17 protein-coding genes and 2 tRNA genes are annotated in these 15,380 nt (G+C 66.3%); 7 read left to right on the forward strand and 12 right to left on the reverse strand.

Features of this window, described 5'->3' with window-relative positions:
* Nucleotides 1–107: 107 nt before the first annotated feature.
* The 12 genes from C8E02_RS01380 to C8E02_RS01435 form a co-directional block, all read right to left on the reverse strand.
* Nucleotides 108–1,223 carry a glycosyltransferase family 4 protein gene (locus tag C8E02_RS01380; protein ID WP_120809376.1) on the reverse strand — a complete coding sequence of 372 codons (1,116 nt, stop codon included), beginning with the start codon at nt 1,221–1,223 and terminating at the stop codon, nt 108–110.
* A complete protein-coding gene (locus C8E02_RS01385; RefSeq protein ID WP_120809377.1) occupies nt 1,220–2,446 on the reverse strand; it encodes a DegT/DnrJ/EryC1/StrS family aminotransferase in 1,227 nt (408 codons plus the stop codon). The genes C8E02_RS01380 and C8E02_RS01385 overlap by 4 nt, the downstream gene beginning before the upstream one ends.
* Nucleotides 2,440–2,964, reverse strand: a complete 525-nt coding sequence (locus C8E02_RS01390; protein WP_120809378.1) for an acyltransferase — start codon at nt 2,962–2,964, stop codon at nt 2,440–2,442. The genes C8E02_RS01385 and C8E02_RS01390 overlap by 7 nt, the downstream gene beginning before the upstream one ends.
* On the reverse strand, nt 2,957–4,249 hold the full coding sequence (locus C8E02_RS01395) for a lipopolysaccharide biosynthesis protein (protein WP_120809379.1): 1,293 nt from the start codon (nt 4,247–4,249) through the stop codon (nt 2,957–2,959). Before C8E02_RS01395 ends, C8E02_RS01390 begins: the two co-directional genes overlap by 8 nt.
* Nucleotides 4,246–4,596, reverse strand: coding sequence for a DUF3147 family protein (locus C8E02_RS01400; protein ID WP_047967669.1), 351 nt, complete (start codon nt 4,594–4,596; stop codon nt 4,246–4,248). Before C8E02_RS01400 ends, C8E02_RS01395 begins: the two co-directional genes overlap by 4 nt.
* A complete protein-coding gene (locus C8E02_RS01405) occupies nt 4,597–5,694 on the reverse strand; it encodes a DegT/DnrJ/EryC1/StrS family aminotransferase (RefSeq protein WP_120809380.1) in 1,098 nt (365 codons plus the stop codon). It lies immediately after the preceding gene.
* Nucleotides 5,695–5,713: 19 nt separating this feature from the next.
* Nucleotides 5,714–6,283 (reverse strand): acyltransferase, encoded by a 570-nt coding sequence (locus C8E02_RS01410; protein ID WP_120809381.1) that lies wholly within the window; start codon nt 6,281–6,283, stop codon nt 5,714–5,716.
* Between the two features lies 1 nt (nt 6,284).
* The gene (locus C8E02_RS01415) at nt 6,285–7,343 is read right to left on the reverse strand and encodes a Gfo/Idh/MocA family protein (protein ID WP_047967672.1); all 1,059 of its coding nucleotides are present in this window, start codon (nt 7,341–7,343) and stop codon (nt 6,285–6,287) included.
* Between the two features lie 113 nt (nt 7,344–7,456).
* A complete protein-coding gene (locus C8E02_RS01420; protein WP_120809382.1) occupies nt 7,457–8,257 on the reverse strand; it encodes a polyamine aminopropyltransferase in 801 nt (266 codons plus the stop codon).
* Nucleotides 8,247–9,266 (reverse strand): tRNA 2-thiocytidine(32) synthetase TtcA, encoded by a 1,020-nt coding sequence (ttcA, locus tag C8E02_RS01425; RefSeq protein WP_120809383.1) that lies wholly within the window; start codon nt 9,264–9,266, stop codon nt 8,247–8,249. Before ttcA ends, C8E02_RS01420 begins: the two co-directional genes overlap by 11 nt.
* Before the next feature lie 85 nt (nt 9,267–9,351).
* Complete coding sequence (locus C8E02_RS01430) at nt 9,352–9,747, reverse strand: dihydroneopterin aldolase (protein ID WP_120809384.1); 396 nt, start codon at nt 9,745–9,747, stop codon at nt 9,352–9,354.
* Nucleotides 9,747–10,496 carry an SDR family oxidoreductase gene (locus C8E02_RS01435; RefSeq protein WP_170152076.1) on the reverse strand — a complete coding sequence of 250 codons (750 nt, stop codon included), beginning with the start codon at nt 10,494–10,496 and terminating at the stop codon, nt 9,747–9,749. The genes C8E02_RS01430 and C8E02_RS01435 overlap by 1 nt, the downstream gene beginning before the upstream one ends.
* Before the next feature lie 120 nt (nt 10,497–10,616).
* On the opposite strand from C8E02_RS01435, the gene C8E02_RS01440 reads away from it, so the two are divergent.
* The 7 genes from C8E02_RS01440 (at nt 10,617) to ybeY (ending at nt 15,379) form a co-directional block, all read left to right on the forward strand.
* Nucleotides 10,617–11,771 (forward strand): class I SAM-dependent methyltransferase, encoded by a 1,155-nt coding sequence (locus C8E02_RS01440; protein WP_120809386.1) that lies wholly within the window; start codon nt 10,617–10,619, stop codon nt 11,769–11,771.
* Between the two features lie 89 nt (nt 11,772–11,860).
* A tRNA-Met gene (locus C8E02_RS01445) sits at nt 11,861–11,937 on the forward strand.
* A gap of 35 nt (nt 11,938–11,972) precedes the next feature.
* Nucleotides 11,973–12,049, forward strand: a tRNA-Met gene (locus C8E02_RS01450).
* Between the two features lie 195 nt (nt 12,050–12,244).
* Nucleotides 12,245–13,579: a tRNA (N6-isopentenyl adenosine(37)-C2)-methylthiotransferase MiaB gene (miaB, locus tag C8E02_RS01455; RefSeq protein WP_120809387.1), complete on the forward strand. Its 1,335-nt coding sequence runs from the start codon at nt 12,245–12,247 to the stop codon at nt 13,577–13,579.
* A 3-nt stretch (nt 13,580–13,582) separates the two neighbouring features.
* Nucleotides 13,583–13,924 carry a hypothetical protein gene (locus tag C8E02_RS01460; RefSeq protein ID WP_120809388.1) on the forward strand — a complete coding sequence of 114 codons (342 nt, stop codon included), beginning with the start codon at nt 13,583–13,585 and terminating at the stop codon, nt 13,922–13,924.
* A complete protein-coding gene (locus tag C8E02_RS01465; protein ID WP_425451929.1) occupies nt 13,894–14,883 on the forward strand; it encodes a PhoH family protein in 990 nt (329 codons plus the stop codon). The genes C8E02_RS01460 and C8E02_RS01465 overlap by 31 nt, the downstream gene beginning before the upstream one ends.
* The gene (gene ybeY, locus C8E02_RS01470) at nt 14,870–15,379 is read left to right on the forward strand and encodes an rRNA maturation RNase YbeY (protein ID WP_120809390.1); all 510 of its coding nucleotides are present in this window, start codon (nt 14,870–14,872) and stop codon (nt 15,377–15,379) included. Before C8E02_RS01465 ends, ybeY begins: the two co-directional genes overlap by 14 nt.
* Nucleotide 15,380: the final 1 nt, after the last annotated feature.

Raw genomic sequence — 15,380 nt, forward strand, 5'->3', positions numbered from 1 at the left:
CCATCCGAACTCAGCTGAGATGGGTACATGATTAATAACAAACACAACAAACTTTTAATTAGCAACTTCATAAAATCCCTCCTTGGTTCAGAGAGATCTAGTTTGAGCTATGTTTTGCGCGACTCACCCTCGGAATTCGGGGGGTAACTCCTCGAATTAGAGGGTGTTTTAAGAATTTCCTTATATAAACTGGCAAAGCGCGCCATGTTCGGCTGGTGCAAGCCCTTGTCCGCCACCAGCCGGCGGTTCAGCGCGACCGCTTCCGCCAGCTGCGCGTCGTCGGCGGCGCGCAGCAGCTGGGTTTTCAGCGCATCGCCCAGCCGGCCCACGTCCTCGACGATGGCGCCGTTGACGCCGTCCAGCACCCACTCCAGGTTGGCCGGCAGGTTGGACAGCACCGGCAGGCAGCCGTGGCCCATCGCCTCCAGCAGGCTGATGCTGGTGGCGTCGCTCTGCGGCACGCTGACGAACACGCGCGCGTCGCGGTACAGCCCGGCCAGCACTTCCGGCGCGACAAAGCCGGTGAAGTTCACGCGGCCAAGGCCGAGCCTGGCGGACAGGGTCTTGAGGCTTTCCGTCTCCTCGCCGCTGGCGGCCACGGTCAGCGACCAGCCGGCAAAGCGGGCGTCGGCTTCCACCTCGGCCCAGGCGCGCACGATGCTGTCGATACGGTATAGCGGTTTGTGCAGGCGGCAGGACAATACCTGCAGCGGCTTGGCGGCGATGTCCGGCGCCGGCGGCAGCGCGTCCATGCCGAAATTGAGCACGTCCATGCGGGCAATCGGCGCCAGCTGGCGGCACACCGCCGCCATGTTGAGCGAATCGCTGGTCACCGCGCTGGCGGCGGCAAGGTTGGCCGCAACCAGGTGTTTCATGAAACGGTTCTGCTGCGGCAGCAGCAGCACGTCCGAGCCCCAGCAGGTCAGCAGCCACGGCAGCTTGCGCCCGGCCAGCGCGCGGCGCGCGTGCCAGGCCACGCTGTTGGCCTGGTGCACGTGCACGATGTCGGGCTGCACCGCATCGATCAGGCCCGCGATCTTGCCGGCGGTAGCCAGCGCCTTGAGGCTGAAATCCACCTGCAGCACGCGGCCAAGGTTGGCCGCATGGTAGCGCGCCGGCAGCTCGCCGCTGGTGACAAGGTGGATTTCGTCCACGTGCGGCGCGATGCCGGCGAGGTAGCGGAAGGTGTGCACCGAGGCGGAGCCGATCAGCAGCAGTTTCATGCGGGGTCCTTGTGCTGGCGCAGCAGTTCAGCCAGCGCCCGGCTCAGTCGCGCCAGCTTGCGTTCCAGCTGCGCGTCGGCGGCGACGGCGATGTTCATCGGCAGGTTGAGCACGCTGGCGGCCAGCCGCTCGCCGTGCGGCGCGCTGCCGGCGACATAGCCGTGGCGGAACGAGCCGGCGGGGTGGATCACGTCGTCGAACCACACCCCGATGTTCAGGCCGCTGGCGACGGACAACTGCCGTGCCAGCGCCGCCTTGTCCGTCACCGCGAACGGCAGCGCGAACGGGTAGCGCACCCAGTGGGTGCCGACCGGCGCCGGCCACTGCAGCAGCTGCGGCAGCGCGGCCAGCGCACGCTGGTAGCGGACGGCCAGTTGCTGCTTGTGCACGATACTGGCCGCCAGCGTTGGCAGCTGGCGGCGCAGCAGCACCGCCGACAGCAGCGGCATCGCGCGTGGCGGATGCGGCTCGCCGCGCGCCACTTCGCCGTCGCCGGAGCGGTAGACCATGCCCAGCCGCCGTACCGCGGCCATGGTGCAGCGCCCCAGCAGCGGCCAGCGTGCGCTCAGCAGGTGCGCCTTCAGCGTCGCCGCCAGCCGCCACTCGTCGCCGCACGGCAGCTCCGGCAGCGCCGCGGGCAGCAGCTCGCTACCGGCCGGCAACAGCGCCATGCCGCCGATGCCGCCGGTGAGGTTTTTCGAGTATTCGAAGCTGAAAAAGGCGCCGTCGTGATAGGTGCCCAGCCATTGCCCGTCGCACTTGGAAGCAAAACCGTGCGCGGCGTCGTCGACAAAGCGCACGTGGCGCTGTTTTTCGCGCAGCCAGGTCGGCACTTCGCAGGCGATGCCGAAGTTGTGCGGCACCACCACCACGCGGGTGCGCGGCGTGATCGCGGCGTCCAGCGCCAGCCAGTCGAAATTGAGGCTGTCGCGGCCGACATCGACGAAACGCAACGTGGCGCCGGTCGGCGGCACTTGGTTGGGCACCACCACGCAGGTGAACGCCGGCACGATGACCTCGTCGCCGGCCTGCACCCCGTGCAGGCGTAGCAATGCGCCAAAGGCGGCGCGGCCGCTGTCGAACAGCACGATGCGGCCAACCTCGACCTCGAACAGCTGCGCCAGCTCGATGCGCAGCGCGGCGCGGTGATGGCGGCGACCGGCGAGCATCGCCGGGAAGGCGGACAGGAACTGCCAGATGCTCAGCGAATTGGCGGTCAGCATAGCGCCTTCACCTTTCTCGCCGGCTGGCCGGCGTACAGCCCGCCCGGTGCCAGCTCGCCCTTGACCACGCTGCCGGCGGCGACCACCACGTTGTCGCCGATCACGGCGCCGGGCAGCACGATGACGCCGGCGCCGATGAACACGTTATTGCCGATGCGGATGTCGCCGTCGGTGTGACAATCGACAAACGCCGTCGCCGTCACGTCGGCGGGAATCGCGTTGCTGTGGCAGAACAGCATGCAGCGCGGGCCAATGGCGACGCGCGCGCCGATCTGCAGCCGGTTGCCGCCGATCAGACAGTAGAAATGCGGTGCAATATGGCTGTGCGCGCCGAGCACCAGGCGGCCGGCGCCGTGGGTCAGCACCTCGCCGCCCCAGTACAGCCGCGCGTGCTCGCCCAGCTGCAAGGCCGCCGGCACCACGCTGACCGAAGGGTTGACCCGCGCCGAGGCGGCGAGGCGGGCTCCGCGCCACACCAGCCACTGGCGCCACAGCAACAACAGCACGCGCTTAAACATCGGACCTTTCCCGCAGCCGCAGCAGGCGGAACACCCACGCCAGATACGCCGCAAAATAGAGTGTCATCACCACCGCCATCACGCGAAACGCCAGCATGGCGTCGCGCCCGGCGACATACACCGCGGCAAACACCGCCAGATTGACGATGACACCGCACAGCACAAACAGGAAGGAGGCGCGCTGACGGCCGATCACCATCGGCACCATGAACGCCGGGCCGACGATGAAGGCGGCGGCGAAGTACGGCGCCAGGTTGGCCGCAATCTCGCCGGCGGCCAGCCACGGCGCGCCGAACACCAGCGCGAACAGCGGCCCGCCCCACAGCGCCAGCACGCCGAACGGCACGACCGACAGCGCCGCCAGCACCAGCACCGCGCGCTTGAGCAGGCCGGACAGCGCGCGGCCGGACGCCGCCGCCTCGGCCAGATCGCGGAACACCACCTGCGCCACCGCCTGCCCCACCAGCGCCGCCGGCAGTTTCAGCACCCGCAGCACCAGCGCGTACTGGCCGACGATGGCGGCGCCGGACAGCGCCGACAGCAGCGCCAGCATCAGCGAATCCTGGAACGCCACCACGAAGGCGTGCGGCGTGTTCACCAGCGGGAATTCGCGGTAACGCCGCGCCTCGGCCAGCAGCGCGGCACGATCATGACCGCGCAGCCACGGCAGGCGCGCCGCGACGTCGGCACGCGCCAGCGTCAGCAAGGCGATGGCCTGGCCGGCCAGCTGCGACAGGATCAACCCGCTGGCGGCGAGGCCGGACCAGCCGGCCGCCACCTGCAGCAGCGACACGCCCAGCGACTGCACCACCCGCCCTTGCGCGTTGGCCGCATAGCGGCGCTGGCGGTTGTTCCACGCCGTCCACGCCGCCACCGCGCCTGCCAGCCACACGCCCAGCGGCAGCAACGGCAGCCACGGCGCCAGCTGCGGCGCGCCGAGCAGGCCGGCGATGGCGTCGTGCCACGGCCAGAACAGCGGCAGCGTCAGCAACAGCAGGCCGGTGTTGATCGCCAGCGCCAGCAGCATCAGCCGCGCCGCTTCCGGCTCGGACTTGGGCAGCACCACCGCCATGTCGTAACGCGCGGTGGCGATCACCGCCAGATTGGACAGCCAGGCGACGAACACCGCCAGCACGCCGAAATCGGCCGGCGTGTACAGCCGCGTCAACAGCGGCGCAAACAGCAGCGGCAAGGCCTGCGCCAGCGCCGCGCCGCTGGCCAGCGTCGCCACATGGCGCATGAAGCCGCCTGCGGCCAACCTTTGACGCAGCACGCTCAAGCTCATAACAGCTGGATACCGGCCAGCCGCAGCAGCCAGGCGAAGGCGGCAAACAGCAGCATGGTCAGCAGCACGCTGGCGCCCAGCGCCAGCCAGAAGCCCAGCCGCGCCTGCAGCCAGGGAAAGACCAGGAACATCGGCAGCGTCGGCAGCACGTACCAGAAGGTATACCAGGCGTGGTTAGCCACCTTGGCTTCCGGCTGCCGCTCCAGATGCAACCAGATCAGCGTCAGCACCGTCACCAGCGGCAAGGACGCCAGCAGCGCGCCCAGCTTGTCACTGCGCTTGGCCAGCTCCGACACCAGCACCACCATGGCGGCGGAAACCAGGTACTTGAACGCCAGATACGCCACTTAGGCTAGCGCCTTCTTCACCGCGGCAACGATGGCATCCTGCGTCGCTTCGTCCAGGAACGGGTGCATCGGCAGGCTCATCACGCGCCGGCCGGCGGCCTCGGCCAGCGGGAAGCTGCCCTCGCCCTGCCCCAGATCGGCGAACGCCGGCTGCAGGTGCAGCGGAATCGGGTAGTGCACCGCGGTCGGCACGCCCAGTTCCTGTAGCGCCTTTTGCACCGCGTCGCGGTGGTCCACCTCGATGGTGTACTGCGCGTAGACATGGCTGTTGCCGGCTGCAATCACCGGCACCCGCGCGACATCCTTCAGCAATTCGCTGTAGCGCGCGCCGATGCGGGCGCGGGCGACCACTTCGTCCGGGAAGCTCGGCAATTTCGCCAGCAGCACGGCCGCTTGAATCGTATCCAGCCGGCCGTTGAGGCCGATCACCGGGTGGTGGTAGCGGCGGTCCTGGCCGTGCACGCGGATTTCGCGCATTTTCTTGGCCAGTTCGTCGTCGTTGGTGAACACCGCGCCACCGTCGCCGTAGCAGCCCAGCGGCTTGGACGGGAAGAAGCTGGTGGTGCCGATGGTGCACAGGTTGCCGGAGCGCTTGCCGTGCTGGCTGGCGCCGAAGCTCTGCGCACCGTCCTCGATCACCGCGATGCCGTGCTGTGCGGCGATGGCGTTGATGGCGTCGAAATCCGCACACTGGCCATACAGGCTGACCGGCATGATTGCCTTGGTGCGCAGCGTGATCGCCGCTTCCAGCTTGGCCGGGTCGAGGTTGTAGGTCAGCGGGTCGATGTCGACGAACACCGGCTTGGCCCCCAGCAGCGCGATCATTTCGCCGGTGGCGATGAAGGTGAACGGGGTGGTGATCACCTCGTCACCGGCCTTGACGCCCAGCGCCATCAGCGCGATCAGCAGCGCCTTGGTGCCGTCGCAGACGCCGATGGCGTGTCTGGCGCCGGTGTAGGCAGCGAGCTGGTCTTCCAGCTGTTTCACCTCCGGCCCCATGATGTACTGGCCGTGGTCGAGCACCGCGTGGATGCGGGCGTCGATGTCGCTTTTCAGGTGCTGGTACTGCGCTTTCAGATCGATGAACTGGATGGACATGGTGTCACTCTCAACAGGGTCAAAGCGGCGTGCAGTGGTTGCCGCCGATATCGTAACGTTGGCCGCAGGCGGCGCAGTCGTGCTCGCCGATGCTGTCCGCCAGCCGCTCGCCGCACTGGCACATCCAGCCGATGCGTTTGGCCGGGGTGCCGACCATCAGCGCGTACGGCAGCACGTCGCGGGTCACCACCGCGCCGGCGCCGATGAAGGCGTACTCGCCGACGGTATGGCCGCAGACCACGGTGGCGTTGGCGCCGATGGTGGCGCCGCGTTTCACCACGGTGCGGCGGTATTCGTTCTTGCGGCTGACGTGGCTGCGCGGGTTGTTGACGTTGGTGAACACCATGGACGGACCGCAGAACACGTCGTCTTCCAGCGTCACCGCGTCGTAGATCGACACGTTGTTCTGCACCTTGACGTTGTCGCCGATGATCACGTCGTTGCCGACGAACACGTTCTGACCGAAAGAGCAGCGCGCGCCGATGCGCGCCTGGCTACAGATGTGCACCCAGTGCCAGACGCGGGTGTCGTCGCCGATCTGAGCGCCGTCGTCAACGATGGCGGTGGAATGAACGGTATGGGCGGCCATGTCAGTACTCCAGCGGCAGGCTGACGCGACGACCGTCGCGCGCCGACAGGTAGATGCCGACCAGCAGTTCCAGCGACTTCAGGCCCTCGCGGCCGTCGGTTTCCGGCTCCGCCTCGCCGCGCATCACCTGGATCACGTTGTCGTAGTACAGCGGGTGGCCGAAGCCGTACACGCTGGTGGTGGCGTAGCTGGCGGCCTTGATGTCGTCGTCCATCGCGTGTGGCGCGGCGAATTCCCAGTGCTGGATCTCGTTGACGGCCATGCCGCCGATGCGCACGGTGCCTTTTTCGCCGAGGATGGTGATCGAACCTTCCAGGTTTTTCGGGTAGGTGAGCATGGTCACGTTCATGCTGCCCAGTGCGCCGGAGCGCCACTTCAGGCTGACCACGCCGCTGTCTTCCACCTCGATGTCGCGTTCCATGGTGGCGGTGTAAGCCTGCATGCTCTCCACCGGGCCGATGATCCAGTCCAGCAGGTCGACGTAGTGGCTGGCCTGGTTCATGAACGCGCCGCCGTCGTATTCCCAGGTGCCGCGCCAGTCGGCCTGGTCGTAGTATTCCTGCGGCCGGGTCCAGAACACGTTGACGTTGACCATGTAGATGCGGCCGAAACGTTTTTCCTGCACCGCGCGCTTGAGCAGCTGCAAGGTGGCGTTGCGGCGATTCTGCTTGACCACGAACAGGCGGCGGCCGGCCTGGTCGGCCGCCTTCACCATCGCCACGCCGTCCTGCCAGCGCGTCGCCATCGGCTTCTCGGTCATCACGTGGAAGCCGGCGGCGAAACAGTCCATCGCCTGCTGCGGGTGCAGGCCGGACGGGGTGGTCAGGATGATCACGTCGGCGTCGCTGGCCTTGAGCAGTGCGGCCAAGGTGGCGTGGCCGCGGGCGCCGGTGCGCGCCACCGCGGCGGCCAGTGCCGCCGGATCGGTGTCGCAGACGTCGGTCAGCTCGGCGCGGTCGGCGTGCTGTTCCAGCGCGCCGAAGTGGTTATTGGCGATGCGGCCGCAGCCGATCAGCGCGAAGCGGATCTTGCGGTCGGTAATGCTGTCGTAAGCAATCATTTCAGTCCTTTCCCGCTGCGGCGTGCTGCCGCAGGCTTTGCCCGCCGCGCAGGCGGCGGGCCCAAAATAGACAAGGGCCGCACGTGGCGGCCGGATCCGTGGCGCGCAGGCGCTCAGATCAGCAAACGGTTGTTGCTGTGCAGGTTGGCCTCTTTCAGCCGCTTCACGAATTCGCCGAACTCCAGGCCGAAACGGCCTTCCAGTTCGTCCGCCTTTTTCGCCAGCGCGTCCCAGCCGGTCAGGCTAGGCGGCTGCTTGAACGCCATCACCGCCATATTGCCGTGGGTGGCGGCCGGCAGCTCGATCACGCAGCCGCCGAAGGCGGCCAGCAGGCGTTCGAGGAAGCTTTGATAGCGCTTGTCGCCGCTCCACCAGTTGGTGACGAAGATGCCGTTGGCGGTCAGTGCCCGCTTGCAGTCTTCGAAAAACTCCTCGGTGGTCAGGTCGGCGACGATCTGCTGACCGTCGAAACCGTCGACCATGATCACGTCGGTAGATTCGCGGAACATCTTGATGTAATCGGCGCCGTCGGCCTCGACGATCTCGAAGAAGTCGCCCTCCGGCGGCAGCTGGAAGAACACCCGCGCCACGGCGACTACTTGCGGATTGATCTCCACCGCCACGCTGATCGCGTCCGGCAGGTACTCGTCGATGAAGCGCGCCAGCGAACCGCCGCCGAGGCCGATCTGCACGATGTGGCGCGGGTCGTCGTTCCACAGCAGGAAGGCCATCATCGCGCGGGTGTAGGTCAGCACCAGGTCGGCCGGATCGTCAAGATCCATCGAGCTCTGGATGGTGGCCGAACCGAGGTGCAGCGAACGGATGTTGTCGCTCTCGGAGATGTCCACGTCCGGCAACGCGTCCTGGCTGTGGCGCACGCGGCGGCGGAACGGGTGTTGTGCTTTACCCGCCACGGCTGTCTCCCGTCTGGCTGTCGGCCTTGGGACGCGAATCGAGAATGCTGATGGTGCGGCGGGCGGGCGCGGCGGGCGTTGCGGGCGTTGCGGCCAACGTTGCGGCGTCTTCGTCATCCGCGCTCGCCAGCGCGACCGGATCGCGGAATTCTTCCTTGTCGAAGGCGGTATCGCCGCCCTCGAACGGGCTGTCGCCGGTCTTGAGGCCGGCAAAGTCGAACAGCTTGCTGTCGGCCAGGTGCGACGGGACGACATTCTGCAGCGCGCGGAACATGCTCTCGACGCGGCCGGGGAAGCGCTTGTCCCAGTCGTTGACCATCTCCTTCACCACCTGGCGCTGCAGGTTGGGCTGCGAGCCGCACAGGTTGCACGGGATGATCGGGAATTCGCGCAGCTGCGCGTAGCGTTCCAGATCCTTCTCGCGACAGTAGGCCAGCGGGCGGATCACCATGTGGCGGCCGTCGTCGGACACCAGCTTCGGCGGCATCGCCTTCAGCTTGCCGCCGTAGAACATGTTCAGGAACAGCGTGTGCAGCATGTCGTCGCGGTGGTGGCCGAGCGCGACCTTGGTCGCACCCAGCTCGTCGGCGACGCGGTACAGGATGCCGCGGCGCAGGCGCGAGCACAGGCTGCAGGTGGTCTTGCCTTCCGGGATCAGGCGCTTGACGATGCTGTAGGTGTCTTCCTCGATGATGCGGTACTCGACACCGATCGATTCCAGGTACTGCGGCAGCACGTGCTCCGGGAAGCCCGGCTGTTTCTGGTCGAGGTTGACCGCCACGATGCTGAAGCTGATCGGCGCCGACTTCTGCAAGCCCAGCAGGATGTCCAGCAGCGCGTAGCTGTCCTTGCCGCCAGACAGGCAGACCATCACGCGGTCGCCCTCTTCGATCATGTTGAAGTCGTTGATGGCGTCGCCAACGTGGTGGCGCAGGCGTTTGGTGAGTTTGTTGCCTTCGAACTGGGCCTTTTTGGCCTTGTCGTCGGCAAGTTGCAGCGTGTCGGACATGGAGGACGGCTAAGAAATTGAAAAACAGGCGATTTTAACGTCAAACGCCTGTCCGTTGCCACACAATCCGCCCTTGTTCGCGTGCTCAGTCGGCCAGCCATGCCCCCTGTTGCCGCAGCGCCTGATACTCGTCGCGACTGAGGCGCAGGCGGCAGCCGACGCCGGCGCTGTCCGGGTACACGTCCGGCTTGCAGGTTTCCACCAGCACACCGGTCACCGCGGGATGGCCGAAGGCGATATCGACCACCTTGCCGAGCAGGTATTCCTGGGTCTCGAATACGCGATCTTGCACCAGCGCCAGCGTCTGCAGCCGCAGGTAGTCGTAGTCCAGCACCAGCGCGATGTCGTCGCGCGGCGGCACCATGCGCGCCACCTGCAGCACGATGTTGAGCTGCATGCGCTGACGCACGCCGCGCTCGAAGTCGTGGATGCCGATGAAGCAGTCGAACACGAAGTCGCGCAGAAAGATTTCGGCCAGCATCACGCCTCCACCGCAAACATCACGTCGCGCGCCAGCGGCAGCAGGTGCTGGCCGTCGTCCACGGTCAGCACCTGGCCGGTGATCTGCACCGCCTCGGCCAGAAAGTGCACCGCCTCCGCCACCGATTGCGGGCGGGTGCCCTCGCCCAGCGCCGTCATGCGGTGCGCGCGGGCGAAGTTGTCCGCCGTCTGCTCGCCGCTGAGCAGGGTCAGCCCCGGCGCCACGCCGTTGACGCGCAGGTAGGGCGCCGCCGCCATCGCCTGCAGGCGGATGCTTTCCTTCAGCGCCAGCTTGGACAGAGTGTAGGAAAAATAGTCGGGATTGAGGTTGAACAGCTTCTGGTCGAGGATGTTGACCACGCTGCCGCGCGCGTCTTGCTGTCGCAGCCACTGCCCGTACGCCGCCGCCAGCATCAGCGGCGCGCGGAAGTTCACCGCCAGCTGGCGGTCGAACGCCACCGGCGACAACTCGAAGAAACCGTCCTCCTCGAACAGCGCGGCGCTGTTGACCACGCAGTCCAGGCGGCCGCAATCGGCCACCACCTGCGCGATCAGGCCGGCGAAGTCGGCGTCCGCCGCCAGCAGGTCCAGCCCGTAGCTGCGTGCCTGCGGCAGGCGGGCGACAAGGTTGGCCGCATCACAGGCCGAGTGGTGATAGTGCACGCACACCTGCCAGCCCTCTGCGGCAAACTGTTCCGCCATCGCCTGCCCCAGCCGCTTGGCGCCACCGGTAATCAACACGACTTTCATCTGTCCTCCCGCCATCCGTTTCCCGCCGTTCGCGCCCCTGCCGGCAACACACGCGCGGCACGGCGCAAAAGCTGCATGATATATACTCGCCGGCAATTTCACTGACAAATCTTAGCCGCCATGAGCCTGCCAGAACCCTCTGCCGACGCCCTCGCCACCAGCCACGCGCTCAGCCACCGCATCGCCGCCGACATCGCCGCGGCCGACGGCTGGATCTCCTTCGCCCACTTCATGCAGCAGGCGCTGTACGCGCCCGGCCTCGGTTACTACGCCGCCGGCAGCCGCAAGTTCGGCGCCGATGGCGACTTCGTCACCGCGCCGGAACTGACGCCGCTGTTCGCGCAGACGCTGGCGCGCCAGCTGGCCGAGCTGCTGCCGCAGACCGCCGGCAACATCATGGAGTTCGGCGCCGGCACCGGCCGCCTCGCCGCCGATCTGCTGCTGGCGCTGGACGCACTCGGCTGCGCGCCGGCGCAGTACTTCATCGTCGACCTGTCGCCCGATCTGGTCGAACGCCAGCGCGACACCATCGCCCGCCTCGCCCCGGCCCTGCTGCCGCGGGTGCAGTGGCTGGCGGCGCTGCCGGAAACCTTCGACGGCATCATGCTCGGCAACGAGGTGCTGGACGCGATGCCGTGCGAGCTGGTCGTCCGCCAGCAGGACGGCCGCCTGCAGCAGCGCGGCGTCACCATCCGCGACGGCGCCTTCTGCTTCGACGACCGCGACTTCGGCGACGCCACGCTGGCCGCGCTGGCCGCCGAGCTGGTGCCGGACATCCCCGGCTACGTCACCGAAATCAGCCTCGCCAACCGCGCCTTCATCCACACCCTGGCCGGCGTGCTGCAACGCGGCGCCATCCTGATGATCGACTACGGCCACAACGCCGGCGAGTACTACCACCCGGAACGCAGCATGGGCACCCTGCTCGGCCACTACCGCCACCACACCCTCCACGACCCGTTCTACCTGCCCGGGCTGATGGACCTGACCACGCATGTGGATTTCAGCGCCGTGGCGCAAAGCGGCCTCGATGCCGGCCTCGACCTGATCGGTTACCTCAGCCAGGCGCAGTTCCTGATCAACGCCGGCATCACCGAGCAGCTGTCGTTCCTGGATGCGGCCAACGTCAAGGACTACCTGCCGGTGGCCAAGGCGGTGCAGCGTCTGCTGTCACCGCAGGAAATGGGGGAAACCTTCAAGGTGATCGGTTTTGGCAAACAGGTGGCCATCGACTGGGTCGGCTTTAATAGCGGCGACCGCTGCTACACCCTGTAAGCGGCGCCAGGCCAGGCCACGAAAAATAGTTGACACCCGGAAATCTGCTGCGTATAGTCAGCGGCCTTGATGCCTAGGCATCGAGATGTGGCGAATTAGCTCAGTCGGTTAGAGCGACGGAATCATAATCCGCAGGTCCGGGGTTCGAGTCCCTGATTCGCCACCACAGTTTAGCGAGACTGTGTGCAAACACAGCCTCACGGCGAATTAGCTCAGTCGGTTAGAGCGACGGAATCATAATCCGCAGGTCCGGGGTTCGAGTCCCTGATTCGCCACCAGTTTAAAAGCCAGCAGAAATGCTGGCTTTTTCCATTTCCGCGCCGGCGCCCGTCCGGCCTACGACATCCCCAAGCCCTGCCAGCCGTGTTAAAATCGGCGCAAGCTATTCATTTGCCAGCAAAAACCGTTCGCAAGCCCGTGGCCGCTTGCTTTGGCGGCCCCTGCTGGCATTTCTCATTTACAGTGTGCCCAGCATGAAAAAGGTTTACATCAAGACGTTCGGTTGCCAGATGAACGAGTACGACTCCGACAAGATGGTCGACGTGCTCGGCAGCAGCGAAGGCATGATCAAGACGGAAAACCCGGAAGACGCCGACGTAATCCTGTTCAACACCTGCAGCGTGCGCGAAAAGGCGCAGGAAAAGGTGTTCTCCGATCTCGGCCGCATCCGGCCGCTGAAAGAGGCCAATCCCAACCTGATCATCGGCGTCGGCGGCTGTGTCGCGTCGCAGGAAGGCGACACCATCGTCAAGCGCGCACCCTACGTCGACGTGGTGTTCGGGCCGCAGACGCTGCACCGCCTGCCGGAGCTGATCAAGAGCCGGCAGCAAAGCGGCAACGCCCAGGTCGACATCTCCTTCCCCGAAATCGAGAAATTCGACCACCTGCCGGCGGCCAAGGTCGACGGCGCCGCGGCGATGGTGTCGGTGATGGAAGGCTGTTCCAAGTACTGCTCGTTCTGCGTGGTGCCGTACACCCGCGGCGAGGAGGTGTCGCGCCCGTTCGATGACGTGCTGACCGAGATCGCCGGCCTGGCGGCACAGGGGGTGAAGGAAATCACCCTGCTGGGCCAGAACGTCAACGCCTACCGCGGCCTGATGGCCGACGGCGAGATCGCCGATTTCGCGCTGCTGCTGGAGTACGTGCACGAGATTCCCGGCATCGAGCGCATGCGCTTCACCACCAGCCATCCGCGCGAATTCAGCCAGCGCATCATCGACTGCTACGCACGCCTGCCGAAACTGGTCTCGCACATCCACCTGCCGGTACAGAGCGGCTCCGACCGTACGCTGATGGCGATGAAACGCGGCTACACCGCGCTGGAATACAAGTCCATCATCCGCAAGCTGCGCGCCATCCGCCCCGAGCTGTGCCTGTCGTCGGACTTCATCGTCGGCTTCCCCGGCGAAACCGAGGCCGATTTCGAGGCGACGCTGAAGCTGGTGAAAGACATGGCCTTCGATTTCAGCTATGTGTTCATCTACAGCCCGCGCCCCGGCACACCGGCGGCCAACCTTGCCGACGACACCCCGCACAGCGAGAAGGTGCGCCGCCTGGAGGCGCTCAACGAGGTGATCGAGGCCGAAGGCTTCCGCATCAACCAGGGCATGCTCGGCAGCGTGCAACGCGTGCTGGTGCAGAACATCTCGAAGAAGGACCCGTCGATGCTGGCCGGGCGTACCGCCAACAATCGCGTGGTCAATTTTGTCGGTCAGCCACGGCTGATCAACCAGCTGGTCGACGTGGTGATTACCGAAGCCAACCCGCACTCGCTGGGCGGCGAACTGCTGCTGCGTGAAAGTGACTGAACCATGCGCCTGCTGCTTGCAATCTTGCCCCTGCTGGCCGCCTGTGCCAGCCTGCCACCGGCCGATCCGGCGACCATGGACTGCGCGGCGCTGACGCAGGCGCTTGCGCAAACGCGGCAGCAGCTGCAGGATGAGCGACAGGCGCCACGCAGCCCGGTGCAACTCAATATCGGGCTGGGCGGCGCCATCGGCAGCCACGGCAGCGCCGGTATCGGTTTCGGCGTGCCGCTGGGCACCGCGCAACCGGATCCGCAGCGCATCGCCGGGCTTGAACACAGGCTGCTGCAATTGCAGCAGCGATACCAGCAACGGCAATGTCCGCCCCTGACGACCACCAGTCCATGACCGAAGCCCACAGCAGCCACAGCTTTACCCCTGTCGACAACGAACGCCTGTCCCGCCTGTGCGGCGCACTGGATGAGAACCTGAAACAGATCGAAACCGGGCTGGATGTCAGCATCCAGCGCCGCGGCGAGCAGTTCAGCCTGCGCGGCGAGCAGGCCGCCCGCGCGCTTGGCCTGCTGCAGCGTTTCTATGCGCTGGCGGAAAAACGCGAGCTGTCGGTGCAGGACATCCAGCTGGGGCTGGTCGAGGCACGGCAGGACAACCCGCAGGACGGGCTGGACGACACCCCGACCCTGCACACCCGCCGCCGCGACCTGAAAGGCCGCACCCCGCGCCAGAGCCGCTACATCCAGGCCATCTTCAGCCACGACATCACCTTCGGCATCGGCCCGGCCGGTACCGGCAAGACCTATCTCGCCGTAGCCTGCGCGGTGGACGCCATGGAGCGCGACGCGGTGAAACGCATCGTGCTGGTGCGCCCGGCGGTGGAAGCCGGTGAAAAACTGGGCTTCCTGCCCGGTGATCTGGCGCAGAAGGTCGATCCCTACCTGCGCCCGCTATACGACGCGCTGTACGACCTGATGGGTTTCGACAAGGTCGCCAAGCTGTTCGAGAAGAACCTGATCGAGATCGCGCCGCTGGCCTATATGCGCGGCCGCACGCTGAACAACGCCTTCATCATCCTCGACGAGGCGCAAAACACCACGCCGGAGCAGATGAAGATGTTCCTCACCCGCATCGGCTTCGGCTCGCGCGCGGTGATCACCGGCGACGTGACCCAGATCGACCTCGCCCGCCACCAGAAGAGCGGCCTAGTCGAGGTCGAGCGTATCCTGAGCCAGGTGCGCGGCATCCATTTCCACCATTTCCAGAGCGACGACGTGGTGCGCCACCCGCTGGTGCAGAAAATCGTCGACGCCTACGACCGTTACCAGATCCAAGAAGATGAAGACCGCTAAACGCAATCAAGTACTGCAAAGGTTGGCCGCACGGCTGGACCTGACCCTCGAAGACCGGCTGGAAGCCGAACAGGCGCTGCCAGAAGGCAAACAGTGGCGCCGCTGGTGCCAGGCCGCGCTGCAGCGCGACGTGCACAAGGCCCAGATTTCGCTGCTAGTGGTCGACGAGGCCGAAGGCCGCGCGCTGAACCGCGACTACCGTGGCAAGGACTACGCCACCAACGTGCTGAGCTTCGCGCTGAACGAGGGCGACACCGTCGCCGGCATGCCGCTATTCGGCGATCTGGTGTTCTGCGCGCCGGTGGTGGCACGCGAGGCCGCCGAGCAGGGCAAGCGCCTGGACGCACACTACGCCCACCTCGTGGTGCACGGCATGCTGCACCTGCAGGGCTTCGATCACGAAGCCGACGACGAGGCCGAGGCGATGGAAGCGCTTGAAACCGTCATCCTCGGCAAGTTAGGCTATGCCGATCCTTACGCCGCAGAGAAATCCTGAC

The organism is Vogesella indigofera, assembly GCF_003633895.1.
GTDB classification, from domain to species: Bacteria; Pseudomonadota; Gammaproteobacteria; order Burkholderiales; family Chromobacteriaceae; genus Vogesella; species Vogesella indigofera.

What these genes read in the sequence shown, in the direction of transcription:
- C8E02_RS01465 (WP_425451929.1), top strand. Translation starts at nt 13,894, where the DNA reads ATGTCCGCCCCTGACGACCACCAGTCCATGACCGAAGCCCACAGCAGC.
- C8E02_RS01410 (WP_120809381.1), bottom strand. Translation starts at nt 6,283, where the DNA reads ATGGCCGCCCATACCGTTCATTCCACCGCCATCGTTGACGACGGCGCT.
- C8E02_RS01435 (WP_170152076.1), bottom strand. Translation starts at nt 10,496, where the DNA reads ATGAAAGTCGTGTTGATTACCGGTGGCGCCAAGCGGCTGGGGCAGGCG.
- C8E02_RS01430 (WP_120809384.1), bottom strand. Translation starts at nt 9,747, where the DNA reads ATGCTGGCCGAAATCTTTCTGCGCGACTTCGTGTTCGACTGCTTCATC.
- C8E02_RS01380 (WP_120809376.1), bottom strand. Translation starts at nt 1,223, where the DNA reads ATGAAACTGCTGCTGATCGGCTCCGCCTCGGTGCACACCTTCCGCTAC.
- ttcA (WP_120809383.1), bottom strand. Translation starts at nt 9,266, where the DNA reads ATGTCCGACACGCTGCAACTTGCCGACGACAAGGCCAAAAAGGCCCAG.
- C8E02_RS01405 (WP_120809380.1), bottom strand. Translation starts at nt 5,694, where the DNA reads ATGTCCATCCAGTTCATCGATCTGAAAGCGCAGTACCAGCACCTGAAA.
- miaB (WP_120809387.1), top strand. Translation starts at nt 12,245, where the DNA reads ATGAAAAAGGTTTACATCAAGACGTTCGGTTGCCAGATGAACGAGTAC.
- C8E02_RS01415 (WP_047967672.1), bottom strand. Translation starts at nt 7,343, where the DNA reads ATGATTGCTTACGACAGCATTACCGACCGCAAGATCCGCTTCGCGCTG.
- C8E02_RS01440 (WP_120809386.1), top strand. Translation starts at nt 10,617, where the DNA reads ATGAGCCTGCCAGAACCCTCTGCCGACGCCCTCGCCACCAGCCACGCG.
- C8E02_RS01460 (WP_120809388.1), top strand. Translation starts at nt 13,583, where the DNA reads ATGCGCCTGCTGCTTGCAATCTTGCCCCTGCTGGCCGCCTGTGCCAGC.
- C8E02_RS01395 (WP_120809379.1), bottom strand. Translation starts at nt 4,249, where the DNA reads ATGAGCTTGAGCGTGCTGCGTCAAAGGTTGGCCGCAGGCGGCTTCATG.
- C8E02_RS01390 (WP_120809378.1), bottom strand. Translation starts at nt 2,964, where the DNA reads ATGTTTAAGCGCGTGCTGTTGTTGCTGTGGCGCCAGTGGCTGGTGTGG.
- ybeY (WP_120809390.1), top strand. Translation starts at nt 14,870, where the DNA reads ATGAAGACCGCTAAACGCAATCAAGTACTGCAAAGGTTGGCCGCACGG.
- C8E02_RS01385 (WP_120809377.1), bottom strand. Translation starts at nt 2,446, where the DNA reads ATGCTGACCGCCAATTCGCTGAGCATCTGGCAGTTCCTGTCCGCCTTC.